Genomic DNA, 19,933 nt, shown 5'->3' with positions numbered 1-19,933 from the left:
TTCATCCTGTTTTTGTGTGCTTAAAGGTTAGTTGGAGTCATCCTTTCTTCCTTTTAACATAAAAGTGCCTGTAAGGGCTAGGCTGAGTCCTGCTAAGAAGAGGAGTGGGTTGGACGCTTCTCCTGTTGCTGGAAGTTCTTCTTTAGGAGAATGATTTCCAGCTTTTGCAAGGCTAGGACTAGCTGAAAGTTGTTCAGCCTCGTGTGCCAAGGCTTCTTCATCTGAAGTACTTGGTTTATCCTCAGTGTTAGAGCTGGTTCCAGTTGCTTGATAGACGACAGCATAGGTACTGAAATGATTAGTGATGAATTCTACCTTTCCGTCTCGAACGGTGAAATCAAGGGCTTGCAACTCCTTGGTCGGAGTGATGTAGTAGATGTTTTCTACGCTAGCTGAAATAGGCAAGCGAACTAAGACAGCGCCTTTTGGCTGTACGCTATGATCTGTTGGATTTTTAAGTTGTAGGTCGTAAGCGTCATAGGTCTTGCCAAAGAGTTCTTGAGCTAGGACACGTCGGCTAGAAACGTGAAAAATTCCTTCTAAGTCGCTGGCTCCACCGATGATTTCTACTCCAGTCTCCTTATCTTTTAAGACTTGAACTGGATAGTCAGGAAGGCTAAGGCTTGGAGCAGCCTGATCCCCACTAGTTCCGATAGGTTTGGTGTATTCAGGTTTTTCAACAGTAGGTGCTTCCTCTTGACCTGCTGTTCCGATAGGTTTGGTGTATTCAGGTTTTTCAACAGTAGGTGCTTCCTCTTGACCTGCTGTTCCGATAGGTTCGGTGTATTCAGGCTTTTCTACAGTAGGAGACTCTTCTTGCCCCGCCGTTCCGATAGGTTCGGTGTATTCAGACTTTTCTACAGTGGGTGGCACTTCTTGCCCTGCAGTCCCGATAGGCTCAGTGTATTCAGGAATGTCAACAGTAGGAGCTGGTTCATCCCCCTTGCTTGTAGTTGGCTGCTTCTCGTCAACTTTCTTTTCATCTTTTTTAGTAAAGACGGCTACGACAGGACTGCTAGTGGTAGTTCCTTGAATAGCATATGCTTCAATGGCATTTCCAGATTTGCGATTGGTTTCGTCAGGGATTGGGATTTGAACTTGATTGTCTTGGATTGATAGGATAGTCTGATCCCCACTTGTAACCAGATGCGTTTCATCCACCTTACGCAAAACTAGAGGATCTTTGACACCTGGGAAGGTCACTGCGATGGCTTCCCAATCTTCAGCTGGTAGGCTTAAGGAAATGGTTTTGTCATTTTCCTTAAGAGGCGCAATGCTCGGGCTATCTATACCAACAGCAGGGGCTTTGATGATATCAAAGGAGTCTAGAGAGATTTTCTTGCGACCTTCTGGCGAATCTGGGTCAACTTGTAGTGTCAGGGTGTGCGGACCGTCAGTAAGGTTTGTAAATTCACCAATAAAAGCTCTCTTTTCAGTTGCACCTGAAGTGTAGAAGTCTAGACTTGGCATTTCTTTGCCATCTAGTGTAACACGTGCTCGTCCAAGAGCGAGGCTCTTTAAGCCAAAGATACGAATACCCGTCCCTGTAAAGGAAATAGTTGCCTGAGCTTCTGAAGCTGCACTAGAGTCGCTGTTGTTAATATCAGCGTATTTTTCCGTACCTCCGTAGAGTTCAGGGTCAGACCAGTCCTTAAACTGGGCACCATACTGGATGCGCGAATCGCGATCATCTATTTTTTCAATCGTATTGCCTGTTCCTGCTAGGATCTTGAAGTAGTCTAATGAAATTTTCGAGCGCTCACTACCACGTCCTTTGTGCTCACGTTTAACACTAAGAGTCAATGTGTGAGGTCCGTCAGATAGTCCTGCGAAGCGACCAATGAGACTACCTTTTTCAGTTGCTCCAGCAGTATGGAAGTCAAGCTCCCCGACTTCTTTGCCATCAATTTTAGCAGTGGCAAGACCTAGTTCAGACGATTTCAGTCCATAGATTTCGATACCAACGCCAGTGAAAGGAATGGTAGCAGTGAGATCTTCGTCTGTGTAGTCTCCTTTTGAAAGGTCAGCAAATTTCTCTGTTCCTCCAAATAATTCTGAGTCTGCCCAGTTTCCAAAGGCAGCTCCGTACTGGATGCGGCTATCTCGGTCGTCCATCAACTCGCTATAGGTTTCGACAGTGGCCTGTTCAGAAACTTGTGTGGAAACTTCGCCCAGCATAGCCTTGACAGTATAAGTATAGGCGAGTTGAGGATTTAGTGATCGGTCAATAAAGTGGGTTTGATTGGTTACAAATTCTCTGGTCGCAGAGGTTTGGCCAGTTTCGTCTTTCACTTGTCTTTGGATGACATAGTGGGTAGCGCCTTCTACTTGGTTGAAGGTAAGTTCGGCAGTGACTCCATTTTGTCGAACGGCTGTCAGACTGGTCACACGGCCAGGGAAATGTTCAAAGGTAATGACGTCACCTTTTTGCGTTGCAAGCTGGATACGATTATCTTTAAGGATCGTTGCCTTGACTGGTTTGCCATTGACCTTGATTTGGCTAGCTTCGATATTTGGATAATCTACAACCAGGTCTCCACCGACATTTGAAAGGAAGGACAAGCTTTGCAGGTTTTTATCTTTCCACTTCATGCTGACTTCAAAGTTACCACGGGCAACCAAGCCAGAAACTTGACCGTCTTTCCATGCATCTGGAAGGGCTGGCAATGGTGCAATATAGCCAGTGTGTGATTGGAGAAGCATTTCTGCCATCCCACTGGTCGCTCCAAAGTTTCCGTCGATTTGGAAAGGCGCGTGGGTATCCCAAAGGTTTTCTAGAGTTGAGTACTTGAGCTGTTCAGCGAGTAAGCGATGGGCACGGTTACCGTCCAGCAGACGAGCCCAGAGGTTGATTTTATTGGCCTTAGACCAACCAGTCCCCCCATCTCCACGGTGATTCAAGGTAGCACGCGCAGCCTCTAGGTATTCAGCCTGGTCCTTGCTAAAGAGCGTACCTGGGAAGAGACCAACTAGATGGGAAACGTGGCGGTGGTGATTTTCAATCCCTTCATTGGTGAATTGCGGACTGTCTTCTTCGTACCATTCTTTGATACGGCCCTCTTTATTGATGTGAAGTGGTTTAAGTTTGTCAAATTTAGCCTTGACCTCTGTGACTAAGTCTTTGTCGACATTCAGATGGTTGGCAACTTCCATGTAGTCGTGGAATAGCTGCCAGACTAGCGATTGGTCAAAGGTATTTCCGATGGTGATGGTACCGTGTTCTGGTGAGTAGGATGGAGAAGACACCCAACGGTCACTGGCCTGGTCATAGTGCAAGAAGGAGTTCCAGAACTTGGCAGTCTCTTTCAACATAGGATAGATCTTTTCTTTGAGATAGGTCTCATCCTTGGTGAATTTGTAGTAGTCATAGACATTCTGCATCATCCAAGCGTTGGCTGCTGGAGACCAACCCCAATAGTAATTCCAGCCTGGAGTAGTCCAGCCAAATGGTGTCGCCTGGGTGTGGACCAGCCAACCATTTTCTTGTCCGTCTTTGGATTCGATACCTGCGTATTCCTTGGCAGCGATACGGCCATAATAGCGCATGTCATCAATGTAATTGATCATTGGCTTGGCAGTTTCAGCAAGGTTGCTCATGTAAGCTGGCCAATAGTTCATTTGCAAATTGACATTGAGGTGGTAGTCAGCGTTCCAAGGTGGATTGTCTACAGCGTTCCAGACTCCTTGGAGGTTGGCAGGAAGAGCATCTGTCCGATCACGAGACGAACTGATGAGTAGATATCGGCCATATTGGAAGAAGAGTTCTTCCAATTTTTGCCCTTTTTCTGGGTTATAGCCTTGAAGGGCCTCTTTTGTCGTTTGAGTAGTCTTGGTTCCGCCTAGATTTAGTTTAACGCGGTTAAAGAGACTTTGATAGTCCTTGATATGGGCCTTTTTAAGTGTCTCGTAGTCTTTGGACTTAGCTGCTTCGACAATCCCTTTAACTGTTTTTTCGAGGTCAATGTCTTTTCGATAGTTGGTTTTTGGATTCTGAGCAAAGTTAGTCTTGGCACTGAGATAGAGGGTTGCATAACTTGCGCCTGTGACGGTTAGAGTTTCGTCCTGAACAGTCACCTTTCCGTCCGTTTTAATTCCTAGATAGGATGCAAATTGGAGGCCGTTATCTTTGACAGTTCCCTTTAGAAGGATTCCGTTTGCATCTGTAGTGACATGACCATTCTTATAGTTGGAATATTCCCAAGAGTAGTTGCCATTAGCAAGCAAGTCTTCTGTCAAGCTGTTCCAAAGGGTAAAGTCAAGTGTCTTGTTTCCTTTTTTGGTCAAGTGGGTCACAGTGACATCATCAGGATAACTGGAGAAAGTTTCGCGTTTGAAGGTTGTCCCATCTTGAGTGTAAGAAGTTGTCGTAGTGGCTTCAGTGATATCCAGATTACGGTGATAATCAGTTACAGTATCTAGTCCTTTCTTCTGGTTATTAAAGACCATGAAGATATCACCAAAGGCAAGATAACGTCCATACTGAGCATTGTTTGGTCCGACTAGATTTTGTTCGGCTAGCTGTTTTGCTTTTTGGCGATCTCCAGCTTCAAGGGCTTTACGTATCTCTGCTAAAACCTTGTAGCGATCCTTGTAGTTTCCTCCGTTATAGTCGGTGCTATCAGGTTGTGGCCCTCCTGACCAGAGGGTCTTTTCGTTGTACTGGATTCTCTCTTCCCCAATGAGACCGAAAACCTTGGCTCCCATATCTCCATTTCCGACAGGAAGGGCTTGTTTTTCCCATCCATCATAGGAGGGAGCTGTTGGTTGATCGTAGTTGAGTTGATAGTTTTCTTGCTTTGTCACCGGCTGATCTGCTTTTTCAAGTTCCTTATTTTCTTTGGCTTCAACAATGGCTTCTTCACTAGCTTGACTATTTGTCTTTTGAGTCTCGTTAGCTGGCTTGCTTTCGGAAACTACTGGACTTTCGGCTAGAGACGGATTTGTAGTTTCAGTCGCTTCAGCTGCTTTGGGTTCACTATCAGGCTTAGTGATAGCTTCGACAGAGGTTGGTTCAGTTTGCTTGACCTCAACACTGTCTGCAGCTACAGTATGGTTGACTAGAAAAATAGCCCCCAGCAAAACAGAAGCAGTCCCAACCGTCAGCTTGCGGATGCTATAGCGACAGGATTTCTCCCAAAAGTGTTTTTTCATAAAACCCTCCTTTGTTTATTCGAAACCGCTTACATTTTATGAAGCAGTCCCGTTTAATTTGTTTCTATTTATCTCCTCACTTCCCATTCTAATGGTCGTTTAGCATTTGTCAAGAGCTTTTTAGCAAGATACATATTTGCTGTTGTTTTTTCTTAAAATAGTAGAAGAAAGAGAGGAAAGGGTGGAATTATTCGTAATTTCATAGTTCAATCTGATTGTAAGACTAGCTTAGAATTGGCTTAACCCCCTCTTGAAAGCGTAAAACAAACTAGTCAGGAAAGTCACTTTATGGTATAATATAGAAGACTCAAAAAGAAACAGGAGAAAAAGAATGGATTTACTTTTAGCAATTATCTTGATTGTGCTAGCTTTTCTAGGAGGAGCTCTTGGAGGTATGTACTTGGTTCGTAAGCAAATTGAAAAAGAATTTGCGGACAACCCACGTTTGAATGCTGAGGCAGTTCGTGCTCTCTTGAGCGCAAATGGTCAAAAACCAAGCGAAGCCAAGGTACAACAAGTTTACCACCAAATCATCCGCCAACAAAAAGCAGCCCTTGCTAACAATAAAAAGAAATAAATAGGAAAAGTCTGGGATGAAAGTTCCAGACTTCTCACTATGTTCAATAGTTCTCAATGATAAGACTTTTTCCTTGCATTCTATTGATATTTGATTATGATTAAGAGAGAGGAAGTTGACATTTTATCAAGCTGTCTATCCGATCGTTCAGGACAAGGAATCATGATGAACTATCAATCAGAAAAAAGACTAGAAAGAAGACTGTATGGATAATCGACCAATTGGTTTTTTGGATTCGGGTGTCGGGGGCTTGACTGTTGTTCGTGAGCTCATGCGCCAGCTTCCCCATGAAGAAATCGTCTATATTGGAGATTCGGCACGGGCACCCTATGGTCCCCGCCCTGCTGAGCAAATTCGTGAATATACTTGGCAGTTGGTCAACTTTCTCTTGACCAAGGATGTCAAGATGATTGTCATTGCTTGTAATACTGCGACTGCGGTCGTCTGGGAAGAAATCAAGGCCAAACTAGACATTCCCGTTCTAGGTGTGATTTTGCCAGGAGCTTCGGCAGCTATCAAGTCCAGTCAAGGTGGGAAAATCGGGGTGATTGGAACTCCCATGACGGTACAATCAGACATCTACCGTCAGAAAATCCATGATTTGGATCCAGACTTACAGGTGGAAAGTTTGGCCTGTCCCAAGTTTGCCCCCTTGGTTGAATCTGGTGCCTTATCAACTAGTGTAACCAAGAAAGTGGTTTATGAAACCCTGCGTCCCTTGGTCGGCAAGGTGGATAGCTTGATTCTGGGTTGTACCCATTACCCGCTCCTTCGCCCCATCATCCAAAATGTCATGGGACCAGATGTAAAACTCATCGATAGTGGGGCAGAGTGTGTACGGGATATCTCGGTTTTACTGAACTATTTTGAAATCAATCGTAGCCGAGATGCGGGGCCTCTTCAACATCGTTTTTACACAACAGCCAGTAGCCAAAGTTTTGCCCAGATTGGGGAAGAATGGCTGAAAAAAGAGATTCATGTGGAGCATGTAACATTATGACAAATAAAATTTATGAATACAAGGATGACCAGGACTGGTATGTCGGTGTCTGGGATGTCTATGGAGGCATCTATAGCCTTATCAAAGATTCTCTCGAGCTTGATTTTATGGATTTAGCGCGGATTTTTCGTGACGAGGAAAATGGCTTTCCGATTACGATAACGGTGATGCGCTGGTCTTCTAACTTCCGTCTGCTCTCCTTTATCGTTGAGATTTTAAATGCTGAAGCAGGCCGCAATCTAGAAGTCATCCAACGTCAGGGTGCCCTGCTCTTGATTGAAAATGGACAGCTTTTGCATGTCGAATTGCCTAAAGAAGGAGTTGAAGTGGAAACCTTCTTTGAAACTAGCAAGGTCAGAGAAACTCTGCTCATTGCGACTCGTAACGAAGGAAAGACCAAGGAATTCCGAGCTATCTTTGACAAGTTAGGCTACGATGTGGAAAATCTCAATGACTATCCAGATTTGCCTGAAGTAGCTGAAACAGGTATGACCTTTGAAGAAAATGCCCGCCTCAAAGCAGAAACCATTTCCCAATTAACAGGCAAGATGGTGCTAGCAGATGACTCAGGTCTCAAAGTCGATGTCCTCGGCGGTTTGCCAGGAGTCTGGTCAGCCCGTTTTGCAGGTGTGGGAGCTACTGACCGAGAAAACAATGCCAAACTCTTGCACGAATTGGCCATGGTCTTTGATCTCAAGGACCGTTCGGCTCAGTTCCATACGACCCTAGTTGTAGCTAGTCCAAACAAGGAAAGCTTGGTGGTTGAAGCTGACTGGCCAGGTTATATCAATTTTGAACCCAAGGGTGAAAATGGTTTTGGCTATGATCCCCTTTTCCTTGTGGGAGAGACAGGCAAGTCAGCAGCTGAATTAACCCTTGAAGAAAAAAATAGTCAATCTCACCGTGCCTTAGCCGTTAAGAAACTTTTGGAGGTATTTCCATCATGGCAAAGCAAACCATCATTGTAATGAGTGACTCCCACGGAGATAGCTTGATTGTGGAAGAAATCCGTGATCGCTATCTGGGGAAAGTTGATGCCATTTTTCACGATGGTGACTCAGAACTCCGTCCAGACTCTCCGCTCTGGGAAGGCATCCATGTCGTCAAAGGAAATATGGACTTTTATGCTGGCTACCCAGAGCGTTTGGTGACTCAACTTGGTCCAACCAAGATCACCCAGACGCATGGACACTTGTTTGACATCAATTTCAACTTTCAAAAGTTGGACTACTGGGCTCAGGAAGAAGATGCCGATATCTGTCTCTATGGTCACTTGCATGTGCCAAATGCTTGGATGGAAGGCAAAACACTCTTTTTAAATCCAGGCTCCATCAGCCAACCACGAGGGACTATCAGAGAATGTCTCTATGCTCGAGTGGAGATTGATGACAGCTATTTTAAAGTAGACTTTTTGACACGTGACCATGAGGTTTATCCAGGCTTGTCCAAGGAGTTTGCTCGATGATTGCCAAGGAATTTGAAGCATTTTTATTGGAGCAGGAAGAGACTTTTCTTACCCCTGCTGAGAATCTAGCAGCCTTGATTGATACCCATAACGCTGACCATGCAATTTTGGTGCTGAGCCAAATCACCTATACCCGTATCCCAGTTGTGACCTTTGACAAACGCTTTGTTGGAACCATTGGTCTGAGGGACATTTTGGCTTATCAAATGGAGCAAGGTTTGACGGATGAGCAGATGGCAACGACAGACATCGTCAATATGACCAAGACAGATGTGGCAGTCGTCGCTCCAGACTATAACATCACAGAGGTCCTCCATAAACTGGTGGATGAACCCTTCTTGCCAGTGGTAGATGGTGAAGGAATTTTCCAAGGAATCATCACGCGCAAGTCCATCCTCAAGGCTGTCAATGCCCTTTTGCATGACTTTAGTAAGGAATATGAGATTCGATGCAAATGAGAGATAGGATTTCAGACTTTTTAGAGGAAAAACAGGGCTTGTCTGCCAATTCCAAGCAGTCCTATAAGTATGATCTGGAGCAATTTTTAGACATTGTGGGTGAGCGGATTTCTGAGACCAGTCTTAAGATTTACCAAGGCCAGCTAGCCAATCTAAAAATTAGCGCCCAGAAGCGAAAACTTTCGGCCTGCAACCAATTTCTCTACTTTCTCTATCGAAAAGGAGAAGTGGACAGTTTTTACCGTCTGGAATTAGCCAAACAAGCTGAAAAGAAGACTGAAAAGCCAGAGATTCTAGATCTAGACTCTTTTTGGCAGGAAAGTAATTATCCAGAAGGACGCTTGCTGGCGCTTCTTATCTTGGAAATAGGGCTCTTGCCAAGTGAGATTTTAGCCCTCAAGGTTGCAGATATCAATCTGGATTTTCAAGTGTTGAGAATCAGCAAGGCTTCCCAACAGAGGATTGTCACCATACCTACGACCTTGATTCCAGAGCTAGAACCCTTAATGGGGCAGACCTATCTCTTTGAAAGGGGAGGGAAAGCCTATTCTCGTCAGTGGGCCTTTCGTCAGCTGGAGTCCTTTGTCAAGGAGAAAGGTTTCCCAGAACTATCAGCCCAAGCCCTACGGGAACAGTTCATTCTAAGACAGATAGAAAACAAGGTCGATTTGTACGAAATTGCAAAAAAATTAGGATTAAAAACAGTCCTGACCTTAGAAAAATATAGATAATGGATATTAAATTAAAAGATTTTGAAGGGCCACTGGACTTACTCTTGCACTTGGTTTCTAAGTACCAGATGGATATCTACGATGTGCCCATTACAGAAGTTATCGAACAGTATCTAGCCTATGTCTCAACTCTGCAGGCCATGCGTCTGGAAGTAACGGGCGAGTATATGGTTATGGCCAGTCAGCTCATGCTGATCAAGAGCCGCAAGCTCTTGCCAAAGGTAGCAGAAGTGACAGACTTGGAAGATGACCTGGAGCAGGACCTTCTCTCCCAAATCGAAGAATACCGCAAGTTCAAACTCCTGGGCGAGCACTTGGAGGCTAAGCACCAAGATCGGGCTCAGTACTATTCCAAAGCGCCGACAGAGTTGATTTACGAAGATGCAGAGCTTGTACATGATAAGACGACCATTGACCTCTTTTTGGCTTTTTCAAATATCCTAGCCAAGAAAAAAGAGGAGTTCGCACAGAATCACACGACCATTTTGCGGGATGAGTATAAGATTGAGGACATGATGGTCATCGTAAAAGAGTCCTTGTCTGGACGAGACCAGTTGCGTTTGCAGGATTTGTTCAAGGAAGCCCAGAATGTTCAAGAGGTTATTACCCTCTTTTTGGCAACCCTAGAGTTAATCAAAACCCAGGAACTGATTCTCATGCAAGAGGAGAGTTTTGGAGATATCTATCTCATGGAAAAGAAGGAAGAAAGTCAAGAGGCACAAAGCTAGACTTGATAGAGAGGAAAGATGAGTACTTTAGCAGAAATAGAAGCGCTCTTGTTTGTAGCAGGTGAAGATGGGATTCGAGTCCGTCAGTTGGCTGAACTCCTCTCTCTGCCACCGACAGGCATCCAACAGAGTTTAGAAAAATTAGCCCAGAAGTATGAAAAAGACCAAGATTCGAGCTTGTCCCTGATCGAGACAGGTGGTGCATACAGATTGGTCACCAAGCCTCAATTTGCAGCGATTTTGAAGGAATACTCCAAGGCACCCATCAACCAGAGCTTGTCTCGGGCTGCTCTTGAGACCTTGTCCATCATTGCCTACAAGCAACCGATTACCCGAATTGAGATTGATGCTATTCGTGGGGTTAACTCGAGTGGAGCCTTGGCAAAGTTGCAGGCTTTTGAATTGATAAGAGAAGATGGGAAAAAAGAAGTGTTGGGCCGCCCCAATCTCTATGTGACTACGGATTATTTCCTAGATTACATGGGGATTAACCATTTGGAAGAACTGCCAGTGATTGATGAGCTTGAGATTCAAGCCCAAGAAAGCCAATTATTTGGTGAAAGGATAGAAGAAGATGAGAATCAATAAGTATATTGCCCACGCAGGTGTGGCCAGTAGGAGAAAAGCAGAAGAGTTGATCAAGCAAGGCTTGGTGACCGTCAACGGCCAAGTGGTACGTGAACTCGCAACAACCATCAAGTCAGGCGACAAGGTCGAAGTGGAAGGTCAACCAATCTACAACGAAGAAAAGGTTTATTATCTGCTTAACAAACCACGCGGTGTCATTTCCAGTGTGACAGATGACAAGGGCCGCAAGACTGTTGTGGATCTCTTGCCCAATGTCAAAGAACGCATTTACCCAGTTGGACGTTTGGACTGGGATACATCAGGTGTCTTGATTTTGACCAATGATGGTGATTTTACGGATGAGATGATTCACCCCCGTAATGAGATTGACAAGGTTTATGTTGCGCGTGTTAAAGGCGTAGCCAATAAGGAAAATCTCCGCCCCTTGACTCGTGGTCTTGAGATTGATGGCAAGAAAACCAAGCCAGCTGTTTATGAAATCCTCAAAGTGGATCCAGTCAAAAATCGCTCAGTAGTACAGTTGACAATCCATGAAGGACGTAATCATCAGGTTAAAAAGATGTTTGAAGCCGTCGGTCTTCAAGTGGATAAGTTGTCTCGGACACGTTTCGGTCACCTGGACTTGACTGGTCTTCGTCCAGGAGAATCCCGTCGCCTTAATAAAAAAGAAATCAGCCAACTACACACCATGGCTGTAACCAAGAAATAATGAAACGAATCTTAATAGCGCCAGTACGCTTTTACCAACGCTTTATCTCGCCAGCCTTTCCACCCTCTTGTCGCTTTGAGCCTACTTGTTCCAACTACATGATTCAGGCTATTGAAAAACATGGCTTCAAGGGTGTTCTGATGGGCTTGGCTCGGATTTTGCGTTGTCATCCCTGGTCGCCAATAGGAAAGGATCCTGTGCCAGACCACTTTTCACTCAAACGGAATCATAAACAAAAAGAATCAGCCTGATTCTTTTTGTTTACTCTAGAAAGGAAGTTGGAAGATTAAGATTTCCACTATCCTTCTCCTATAAAAAGTGGTAAAATGGAGGACAGAAAGAAGGAACTGATATGACAACATTATTTTCAAAAATCAAAGAAGTAACAGAAATCCCTGCAATCTCAGGTCATGAGGCACCTGTCCGTACCTATCTTCGTGAAAAGTTGACACCGCATGTGGACGAAGTGGTGACAGATGGCTTGGGTGGTATTTTTGGTATCAAACATTCAGAAGCTGCCGATGCACCCCGTGTTTTGGTCGCTTCTCATATGGATGAAGTTGGTTTTATGGTCAGCGAGATTAAGCCAGATGGGACCTTCCGTGTCGTTGAAATCGGTGGTTGGAATCCAATGGTAGTCAGCAGCCAACGCTTTAAACTCTTTACTCGTGATGGTCGTGAAATTCCTGTGATTTCAGGTTCTGTTCCGCCACATTTGACACGTGGAACAGGTGGCCCAACCATGCCAGCTATCTCTGATATCATTTTTGATGGTGGGTTTGCGGATAAGGCTGAAGCAGAAAGTTTTGGCATCCGTCCAGGTGACACCATTGTCCCTGATAGTTCCGCTATCTTGACAGCCAATGAAAAAAATATCATCTCAAAAGCTTGGGACAATCGCTACGGTGTCCTCATGGTAAGCGAGCTAGCTGAAGCTTTATCAGGTCAAAAACTCGGAAATGAACTCTATCTTGGCTCTAACGTCCAAGAAGAGGTTGGTCTCCGTGGGGCTCATACTTCCACAACTAAGTTTGACCCAGAAGTCTTTCTGGCAGTTGACTGTTCACCTGCTGGTGATGTTTATGGTGGCCAAGGTAAGATTGGGGACGGAACCTTGATTCGCTTCTACGATCCAGGTCACTTGCTTCTCCCAGGTATGAAGGATTTCCTTTTGACAACGGCTGAAGAAGCTGGTATCAAGTATCAATACTACTGTGGAAAAGGCGGAACGGATGCTGGAGCAGCTCACCTGAAAAATGGAGGTGTTCCATCTACAACTATCGGTGTCTGCGCTCGTTATATCCATTCTCACCAAACTCTCTACGCGATGGATGACTTCCTAGAAGCTCAAGCTTTCTTGCAAGCCTTGGTGAAAAAATTGGATCGTTCAACGGTTGATTTGATTAAACATTATTAAGCATAAGGGAGGTGGTCGGGATGGCAGAACCAAACCTAGAAAGCCTTATAAGAGATCTCTACAACCATGCTCGTCAGGGCTTGAGTGAAGATTTAGTTGCTGCTCTCCTAGAGACTGCTAAAAAACTACCCACTACAAATGAGCAATTACTAGCAGTCCGACTTTCAGGACTGGTCACCCGTGAATTGCTCATCAATCCCAAACACCCAGCACCTGAGTTGATCAACTTGGCGCGCTTTATCAAAAGAGAAGAAGCCAAGTATAGGGGCACTGCAGTTTCTGCTATCATGTTTGGAGAACTCTTTAAAATGCTTTGATTCCATTGTGAATCAAAGTATTTTTTATATGTTTCAAAAGAAATTCTTAATTAGGAGACGAAAAAAGCCATCCCATTCAGGATAGCTTTTAGGTTATTAGATTTGTTCAGCAATGACCTTTTCGGCTAGGTTCATAGCATGGTCAGACACACGAGTGTAGTGGGAAATGATGTCGATAAAGTTGACTCCAGCTTGTGTAGAACACTCACCCTTGTTAAGGCGTTTGATGTGGGTCTTTCTGAGAACGCGTTCCATATTGTTGATTTCTTTATGACGTTCAATCAGACTCTGAGCTTTTTCAATATCATTGTTTTCCACACTATCAAGGGCATCCTTGATAAATGCAGTTGTTGCTTGATAAATCTCAGCTAGCTCTTTCAAAGCTGCCTCAGAGAACTGAACATTCTTGCGTTGGAGATAGTCTGTTAGGTTGATTAACCCTTCTGCGTGGTCTCCAATCCGTTCCAAATCACGAGACGAGTCAAGGATGTTGGTTAGGATTTCACTTTCCTTTTGGCTCAAGGATTCGCTTGAAAGGCTAATCAGGTAACGAGTGAGTTTTTCGTCAATTGTGTTAATAGCTTCTTCAGTCTTGTGGCCTTTCTCCGCTAGTTTTTCATCTAGATTGACGATGTAGTCGTAGGAAAGGTCAAAAGCTTTTGCAGCATAGTTCCCCAAGTGAAGCAGTTCTTTTTTTGCATTTCCTAGAGCGATAGAAGGAGCCTGTTTGATGAGTTGTTCATCCAAGTAGAGAGCTTCGTATTTGACAACTTCATCTTCACCAGGAATGAGCTTGGTCACAATGTAAGCCAAGGCACCGATGAATGGGAACTGGATAATGGTATTTGTAATATTAAAGGTTCCGTGAGCAAAGGCAATGGTCATTTCTGGAGCTAGATTGAGCGCCGATTCAAACCATTGAATCAAGCCCGTGAAAGGTACAAGGAAGACAATACAGATAACCGTACCAATTACGTTAAAGGCGACATGGGCACCGGCAACACGTTTGGCAGCGATATTGGCTCCAAGAGAAGCAATGATGGCTGTAATGGTCGTTCCGATATTATCACCAAACAAGACCGGTAGGGCACCTTGTAGGTCAATCAAACCACTTGCGTACAGGTTCTGTAAGATACCGATAGTTGCGGATGAAGCCTGAATGAGTAGGGTCAGTCCAGTTCCGACAAAGACACCTAGAATAGGACTCTTACTTAGTTCAACCATGTAGTCTCTAAAGACTTGCAGGTCTTTTAGGGGTTCCATTGCACCGCTCATAAGATTGAGAGCGAAGAAGATACCTCCTACACCAAAGATAATCCGTCCAATGTTATTGATGGAGCGATTCTTGGTGAAGAAGAGACAAACTGCTCCGATAAAGAGCATAGGTAAGGCGTAATCTCCTAGCTTAAAACCGATGATAAAGGATGTAACGGTGGTTCCAATATTGGCACCCATGACAATACCGATAGCCTGACGCAAGGTCAAAAGTCCTGCACTGACAAGTCCCACTGTAATGACTGTAACACCAGAACTTGATTGAATCAGCGCCGTCATACCGATACCAACCAGCACACCGAAGAAGGGATTGCTGGTATATTTGTCAATGTAAAAACGAAGGCGATCTCCAGCAGCTTGTTGCAAACCGTCTCCCATGGTCTTGATACTATATAAAAATAGTCCCAGACCACCTAAAAAGTGAAATAAAATTTCCTGCCAATTAATGGACATTTCTTTTTCCTCCGAAAAATAATAACGGAATTTCTCCTATTCTATTTTAAAGGATAAAAGTAAATCTCACAAGTGTTTAGCTGAAGTTTTCATGAGAAACAAGAACTTTCTTTTAAAATGAGAGATAGATTTCCTTTGAGATAGATGATTTATAGGATTGTGTCCAAATTTTACTGATTTTTATCCTAGTTATAGTTTTTATGTTAAATAGATTGACATCGCTTTCATATAGGATAAAATGAAGATAATCCTGTTCTGGTGGTGTGCACTGAGAACAGTTACTTTTTACCAAAAAGTAAAGCGCTTACTTTATATTTTATTAGGAGGATAAGATGAAAGATCTATTTTTTGAAAAACGTTGCCGTTACAGTATTCGTAAGCTGTCAATCGGGGCTTGTTCCTTGATGATTGGTTCAGCTCTATTTGCAAGCCCAGCTCTTGCTGAACAAGTCGCAGTCCCTGAAACAGCTGCAAATACGAGCGCCCAAGCTACAAGCGCTAGTGAAACAGCTAATCCAGATACTGCAGCCCTTGAAAAACAATTAGAGGAAACAGAGAACAAAGTAGCTGAGCAACCAATTTCAGAAAACACTCCAGCAATAACGGATCTGGTTAATGAAAAAGAAGAGGCAAAACCCGCTCCGGCAGATAATGCTGAAAAACCTGCTCAACCAACTGAAAAAGAAGAAGTCAAACCGGCGGAAGCTCCTCAAGTAGCTGAGAAGAAAGCCGACAAACCGACTCTAGCAGACGTTCCTAAAAATGAAGAAAAGAGTCTCCGACCAAAAGAAATCAAATTTGATACATGGGAAGATTTGTTGAAATGGGAACCGGGTGCGCGTGAGGATGATTCCATCAACCGTTCCTCAGTTGAACTCGCCAAGCGCCATAGAGGCCAGTTGGTTAATGAAAAAGCAAGCAGAAGAGCTAAAGTTCAGGCGCTAGCAAATACCAACTCGAAAGCTAAAGACCATGCTTCTGTTGGTGGAGAAGAATTCAAGGCCTATGCTTTTGACTACTGGCAATACTTGGATTCAATGGTCTTCTGGGAAGGCCTAGTTCCAACTCCAGATGTCATTGATGCCGGTCACCGCAACGGAGTTCCCGTTTATGGAACACTTTTCTTCAACTGGTCAAACAGCATTGCCGACCAAGAAAAATTTGCTGCCGCTTTGAAACAAGATGAAGATGGCACCTTCCCAATTGCACGCAAACTCGTTGATCTCGCTAAGTACTATGGATTTGATGGTTACTTCATTAACCAAGAAACAACGGGGGAATTGGTAGCACCTCTTGGTGAAAAAATGCGCCAATTCATGCTCTATACAAAGGAATATGCAGCTAAGGTCAACCATCCAATCAAGTATGCTTGGTACGATGCCATGACCTACAAATACGGTCGTTACCACGAAGATGGTCTAGGTGATTACAACTACCAGTTCATGCAAAAAGAAGGTGACAAGGTCCCTGCAGATCAATTCTTTGCCAATTTCAACTGGAACAAGGAAAAGAATGACCACTCTGTAGAGATGGCAAAATGGCTGGAACGTAGTCAATATGATGTCTTTGCAGGATTGGAATTGCAACAAGGCGGCTCTTATAAGACCAAAGTCAACTGGGATGCCCTCTTGGATGAAAAAGGCAAGTTGCGTTTGTCACTTGGACTTTTTGCACCAGATACGATTACCAGTCTAGGAAAAACAGGCGAAGACTACCACAAGAACGAAGATATCTTCTTCACAGGCTACCAAGGAGATCCAACGGCTCAAAAACCAGCTGACAAAGAGTGGTATGGGATTGCCAATTTAGTTGCTGACCGCACACCAGCAGTTGGCCGAACCTTCACGACCTCTTTTAATACAGGCCATGGTAGAAAGTGGTTTGTAGACGGTAAAGTTTCTAAGGATTCTGAGTGGAACTACCGTTCGGTTTCAGGTGTCTTGCCAACATGGCGCTGGTGGCAGACTTCAACGGGGGAAAAACTTCGTGCAGAATATGACTTTACAGATGCCTATAATGGAGGTAACTCCCTTAAATTCTCAGGTGATGTAGCTGGTAAGACGGACCAGGATGTGAATTTGTATTCTACCAAACTAGAAGTAACTGAAAACACCAAACTTCGGGTTGCCCACAAGGGAGGAAAAGGCTCTAAAGTTTATATGGCCTTCTCTACAACACCAGACTACAAATTTGAGGATGCAGCCGCATGGAAAGAACTAACACTTTCTGATAACTGGAAGAATGAAGAATTTGACCTTAGCTCACTAGCAGGTAAAACAATCTATGCAGTCAAACTCTTCTTTGAGCATGAAGGAGCTGTAAAAGATTATCAGTTTAACCTAGGTCAATTGACAATTTCGGATAATCACCAAGCACCACAGGCACCGACGGGGCTATCTGTGGTGAAACAATCTCTTAAAAATGCCCAAGAAGCTGAAGCAGTGGTCCAGTTTGCGGGTAACCAAGATGCAGATTTCTATGAAGTCTACGAAAAAGATGGAGATAACTGGCGTTTGTTGACAGGATCATCTGCTTCAACCATCTACTTGCCAAAAGTTAGCCGTTCTGCTAATGCGACTGGTACGACTCAGGAACTGAAAGTCGTTGCAGTTGGTAAAAATGGCCTTCGTTCCGAAGCTGCGACGGCATCCTTTAACTGGGGGATGACAGTTCAGGATACGACTCTTCCAAGACCTTTAGCTGAAAATATCGTTCCAGGTGCAAAGGTTATTGGTAGCACTTTCCCAAATACTGAAGGTGGAGAAGGTATTGAAGGTATGTTGAACGGTACGATTACAAGTCTGTCAGACAAGTGGTCTTCAGGACAATTGAGCGGTAGTGTGGATATTCGCTTGACCAAGCCACGTACCGTTGTTAGATGGGTCATGGATCATGCAGGAGCTGGTGGAGAATCCGTAAACGACGGTTTGATGAACACCAAAGATTTTGACCTTTATTATAAAGATGCAGATGGTGAATGGAAGTTAGCTAAGGAAGTCCGTGGCAATAGAGCGCACGTTACGGATATCACTCTTGACAAACCAATCACAGCTCAAGACTGGCGCCTAAAAGTTATCACTTCAGATAACGGAACACCTTGGAAAGCCATTCGTATCTACAACTGGAAGATGTACGAAACACTAGATACAGAAAGTCAAAATATTCCAATGACTAAGGTAGCTGCCCGTTCACTTGGAAACCATCAAGTTCAACTAGGCTTCTCTGATGTTCCAGCGGGTGCAACTATCACCGTTTACGACAAGGCAGATTCACAAACACCGATTGCAACCTTGAAGTCTGAAACTGGAGGCGACTTGGCAACAGCACCATTGGGCTTTGACAAGCAACCAACTCTCCTCTACTATCGTACCCAACTACCTGGTAAAGAAATCAGTAACACATTGGCAGTAGCGATTCCGCAGGATGAAAGAAAAATTGCTGCAGTTAGCCTTGAAAAAGGGCCTAAGAAGACAGTTTACAAAGAGGGAGAAAAACTTGACCTCAGAGGCGGAACCCTCCGTGTTCAGTACGAAGGGGGACAAGCTGATGAGCTGATTAACCTTACTCACTCAGGTGTGACAGTATCTGGCTACGACGCTCATCAAAAAGGGGAACAAAAGCTCACAGTTAGCTATCTTGGACTTCCAGTAAGCGGTGATTTGAAGGTACAAGTGACTGGTCAAGATGAAGGAAAACCAAAGGAAGTAGCAGGTCTGTACATTGCTCAGAAACCGAAAACGGACTATCTAGTAGGAGAGCAACTGGATCTTGCAGAAGGGCGCTTCGGCGTTCTCTATGATAATGAGACAGAAGAAAGTCATGCCTTCACAGATCAAGGTGTTGAAATTACGGGCTACGATGCTCAAAAGACTGGTCGTCAGACCTTGACCTTGCATTACAAGGGACACACAGCTGAGTTTGATGTCTTGGTTTCTCCAAAAGCAGCTGTCAACGATGAATACCTCAAACAAGAAATCACTGCTGCCCAAGGTCGCCAGTCAACCCTTGCCTATACCTTCTCAAGTGAGGACAAACAAGCAGCACTAGTAGAGAAGCTCAATGCAGCGAAAGCTGTAGCAGAAAACCACAATGCTAGTCAAGAAGAAGTCAACCGGGCTTTGAATGAGTTGAAACAAGCAGGGACAGACCTAGATGGAAATCAACGTTATCAGACTGCTAGAGAAGAATTGGAAGGTTTGCTCGAATCCCTTCGTGAAAAAGATTCTCAAGCTGAGTTGATTGCCCAAGCAGAAACTTTGTTGGCTTCAGAGATGCCAACTCCTCAAGCGTTTGCGGAAATGAAAGAAAAGCTAAATAAGAAACTAGCTCCTGCAGAAGAAAGTCACCATGTTGGAAGTATGGATCCAAATGAAGTGGCTCCAACGGTTGAGGCCCTCCCTGAACTAGTTATTGAAACTGAAACAACAGCCTTTGAACGTCAGGAGCGACCAAACTCCGAACTTCTCAAAGGACAACGCCGTATTGTGCAAGCTGGAGTTGAAGGTCAAGTCCGTCGCTTTGTAGAAGTAGATAGCCAAGGCAAACGCACTCTTCGTTCGACTGAGGTAGTCAAGGAAGCAATCCCAGAAATTACCGAAGTTGGTACAAAAGTTCTATCAAGCAACCAACCAGCTGAAGGTGTGAAAGATTTAGTTCTAGAAACTCCGAAACTGGAAATTGAAGAGGGGACAGTTTCCTTCGAACGTCAGGAACGACCAAATGCAGCCCTTCTCAAAGGACAACGCCAGCTAGTTCAAGCAGGAGTTGAAGGTCAAGTTCGTCGCTTTGTAGAAGTTGATGCTCAGGGCAAACGCACCCTTCATTCTACTGAGGTTCTCAAGGAAGCTCTTCCAGAAATTGTTGAAGTAGGAACGAAAGAGGATCAAGTCTCACAAACAAGGGATCAAGCTCTTTCAGCAACACCAGCAAAAGTTGAAGAAGTAAGTAAAGAGCTGCCAAATACGGGAGCGACAAGAGATGCTAGTCTAGTAGCGCTGGGACTTCTCGGAGTAATGAGTGGCTACGGCTTGCTCTCTAAAAAGAGGAGAGAAGACTAATCAGATT

15 protein-coding genes are annotated in these 19,933 nt (G+C 44.3%); 13 read left to right on the top strand and 2 right to left on the bottom strand.

The features are described 5' to 3' along the window. Nucleotides 1-27 precede the first annotated feature (27 nt). A complete protein-coding gene (locus tag ACORHV_RS07880) occupies nucleotides 28-5,151 on the bottom strand; it encodes an SIALI-17 repeat-containing surface protein (protein ID WP_434398050.1) in 5,124 nt (1,707 codons plus the stop codon). Nucleotides 5,152-5,482: 331 nt separating this feature from the next. On the opposite strand from ACORHV_RS07880, the gene ACORHV_RS07875 reads away from it, so the two are divergent. From ACORHV_RS07875 to ACORHV_RS07820, 12 genes are all read left to right on the top strand, one after another. Then, nucleotides 5,483-5,728 carry a YneF family protein gene (locus tag ACORHV_RS07875; RefSeq protein ID WP_000364980.1) on the top strand — a complete coding sequence of 82 codons (246 nt, stop codon included), beginning with the start codon at nucleotides 5,483-5,485 and terminating at the stop codon, nucleotides 5,726-5,728. A gap of 205 nt (nucleotides 5,729-5,933) precedes the next feature. After that, entirely contained in the window at nucleotides 5,934-6,728 is a 795-nt protein-coding gene (gene racE, locus ACORHV_RS07870) for a glutamate racemase (protein ID WP_434398048.1), read from the top strand. Then, nucleotides 6,686-7,696 (top strand): nucleoside-triphosphate diphosphatase, encoded by a 1,011-nt coding sequence (locus ACORHV_RS07865; protein WP_434398046.1) that lies wholly within the window; start codon nucleotides 6,686-6,688, stop codon nucleotides 7,694-7,696. The genes racE and ACORHV_RS07865 overlap by 43 nt, the downstream gene beginning before the upstream one ends. After that, entirely contained in the window at nucleotides 7,672-8,193 is a 522-nt protein-coding gene (locus ACORHV_RS07860) for a metallophosphoesterase (RefSeq protein ID WP_049477820.1), read from the top strand. The genes ACORHV_RS07865 and ACORHV_RS07860 overlap by 25 nt, the downstream gene beginning before the upstream one ends. Beyond that, nucleotides 8,190-8,651 carry a cyclic-di-AMP-binding protein CbpB gene (gene cbpB / locus ACORHV_RS07855; protein WP_000560697.1) on the top strand — a complete coding sequence of 154 codons (462 nt, stop codon included), beginning with the start codon at nucleotides 8,190-8,192 and terminating at the stop codon, nucleotides 8,649-8,651. Before ACORHV_RS07860 ends, cbpB begins: the two co-directional genes overlap by 4 nt. Beyond that, nucleotides 8,648-9,382, top strand: a complete 735-nt coding sequence (xerD, locus tag ACORHV_RS07850; protein ID WP_282644648.1) for a site-specific tyrosine recombinase XerD — start codon at nucleotides 8,648-8,650, stop codon at nucleotides 9,380-9,382. The genes cbpB and xerD overlap by 4 nt, the downstream gene beginning before the upstream one ends. Then, nucleotides 9,382-10,110 carry a segregation/condensation protein A gene (locus tag ACORHV_RS07845; RefSeq protein ID WP_042902022.1) on the top strand — a complete coding sequence of 243 codons (729 nt, stop codon included), beginning with the start codon at nucleotides 9,382-9,384 and terminating at the stop codon, nucleotides 10,108-10,110. The genes xerD and ACORHV_RS07845 overlap by 1 nt, the downstream gene beginning before the upstream one ends. Nucleotides 10,111-10,128: 18 nt before the next feature. Then, nucleotides 10,129-10,698, top strand: a complete 570-nt coding sequence (gene scpB / locus ACORHV_RS07840) for an SMC-Scp complex subunit ScpB (protein WP_000105285.1) — start codon at nucleotides 10,129-10,131, stop codon at nucleotides 10,696-10,698. Continuing rightward, a complete protein-coding gene (locus ACORHV_RS07835; RefSeq protein WP_001222230.1) occupies nucleotides 10,685-11,407 on the top strand; it encodes a pseudouridine synthase in 723 nt (240 codons plus the stop codon). The genes scpB and ACORHV_RS07835 overlap by 14 nt, the downstream gene beginning before the upstream one ends. Beyond that, the gene (gene yidD / locus ACORHV_RS07830; protein ID WP_084944034.1) at nucleotides 11,407-11,658 is read left to right on the top strand and encodes a membrane protein insertion efficiency factor YidD; all 252 of its coding nucleotides are present in this window, start codon (nucleotides 11,407-11,409) and stop codon (nucleotides 11,656-11,658) included. The genes ACORHV_RS07835 and yidD overlap by 1 nt, the downstream gene beginning before the upstream one ends. A 101-nt stretch (nucleotides 11,659-11,759) precedes the next feature. Continuing rightward, nucleotides 11,760-12,824 carry a glutamyl aminopeptidase gene (gene pepA, locus ACORHV_RS07825; protein ID WP_434398041.1) on the top strand — a complete coding sequence of 355 codons (1,065 nt, stop codon included), beginning with the start codon at nucleotides 11,760-11,762 and terminating at the stop codon, nucleotides 12,822-12,824. Nucleotides 12,825-12,844: 20 nt separating this feature from the next. Continuing rightward, entirely contained in the window at nucleotides 12,845-13,141 is a 297-nt protein-coding gene (locus ACORHV_RS07820) for a bacteriocin immunity protein (RefSeq protein ID WP_000840146.1), read from the top strand. Nucleotides 13,142-13,237: 96 nt separating this feature from the next. Here the strand turns inward: ACORHV_RS07820 and ACORHV_RS07815 are convergent, their stop codons facing one another. Continuing rightward, nucleotides 13,238-14,869, bottom strand: a complete 1,632-nt coding sequence (locus tag ACORHV_RS07815) for a Na/Pi cotransporter family protein (protein ID WP_434398038.1) — start codon at nucleotides 14,867-14,869, stop codon at nucleotides 13,238-13,240. Nucleotides 14,870-15,201: 332 nt separating this feature from the next. On the opposite strand from ACORHV_RS07815, the gene ACORHV_RS07810 reads away from it, so the two are divergent. Then, nucleotides 15,202-19,926 carry an endo-beta-N-acetylglucosaminidase gene (locus ACORHV_RS07810; RefSeq protein WP_434398036.1) on the top strand — a complete coding sequence of 1,575 codons (4,725 nt, stop codon included), beginning with the start codon at nucleotides 15,202-15,204 and terminating at the stop codon, nucleotides 19,924-19,926. Nucleotides 19,927-19,933: the final 7 nt, after the last annotated feature.

It is taken from the genome of Streptococcus sp. KHUD_016, from assembly GCF_051106465.1.
GTDB lineage: Bacteria > Bacillota > Bacilli > Lactobacillales > Streptococcaceae > Streptococcus.
The sequence above is the reverse complement of the archived record's forward strand: the minus strand, read 5'-3'. Positions and strand labels throughout refer to the sequence as shown.

Coding starts and splice junctions, on each gene's coding strand:
- ACORHV_RS07810 (WP_434398036.1), top strand. CDS start 15,202: ATGAAAGATCTATTTTTTGAAAAACGTTGCCGTTACAGTATTCGTAAG.
- ACORHV_RS07820 (WP_000840146.1), top strand. CDS start 12,845: ATGGCAGAACCAAACCTAGAAAGCCTTATAAGAGATCTCTACAACCAT.
- ACORHV_RS07880 (WP_434398050.1), bottom strand. CDS start 5,151: ATGAAAAAACACTTTTGGGAGAAATCCTGTCGCTATAGCATCCGCAAG.
- ACORHV_RS07835 (WP_001222230.1), top strand. CDS start 10,685: ATGAGAATCAATAAGTATATTGCCCACGCAGGTGTGGCCAGTAGGAGA.
- scpB (WP_000105285.1), top strand. CDS start 10,129: ATGAGTACTTTAGCAGAAATAGAAGCGCTCTTGTTTGTAGCAGGTGAA.
- ACORHV_RS07875 (WP_000364980.1), top strand. CDS start 5,483: ATGGATTTACTTTTAGCAATTATCTTGATTGTGCTAGCTTTTCTAGGA.
- ACORHV_RS07860 (WP_049477820.1), top strand. CDS start 7,672: ATGGCAAAGCAAACCATCATTGTAATGAGTGACTCCCACGGAGATAGC.
- ACORHV_RS07845 (WP_042902022.1), top strand. CDS start 9,382: ATGGATATTAAATTAAAAGATTTTGAAGGGCCACTGGACTTACTCTTG.
- yidD (WP_084944034.1), top strand. CDS start 11,407: ATGAAACGAATCTTAATAGCGCCAGTACGCTTTTACCAACGCTTTATC.
- racE (WP_434398048.1), top strand. CDS start 5,934: ATGGATAATCGACCAATTGGTTTTTTGGATTCGGGTGTCGGGGGCTTG.
- ACORHV_RS07815 (WP_434398038.1), bottom strand. CDS start 14,869: ATGTCCATTAATTGGCAGGAAATTTTATTTCACTTTTTAGGTGGTCTG.
- cbpB (WP_000560697.1), top strand. CDS start 8,190: ATGATTGCCAAGGAATTTGAAGCATTTTTATTGGAGCAGGAAGAGACT.
- ACORHV_RS07865 (WP_434398046.1), top strand. CDS start 6,686: ATGGCTGAAAAAAGAGATTCATGTGGAGCATGTAACATTATGACAAAT.
- pepA (WP_434398041.1), top strand. CDS start 11,760: ATGACAACATTATTTTCAAAAATCAAAGAAGTAACAGAAATCCCTGCA.
- xerD (WP_282644648.1), top strand. CDS start 8,648: ATGAGAGATAGGATTTCAGACTTTTTAGAGGAAAAACAGGGCTTGTCT.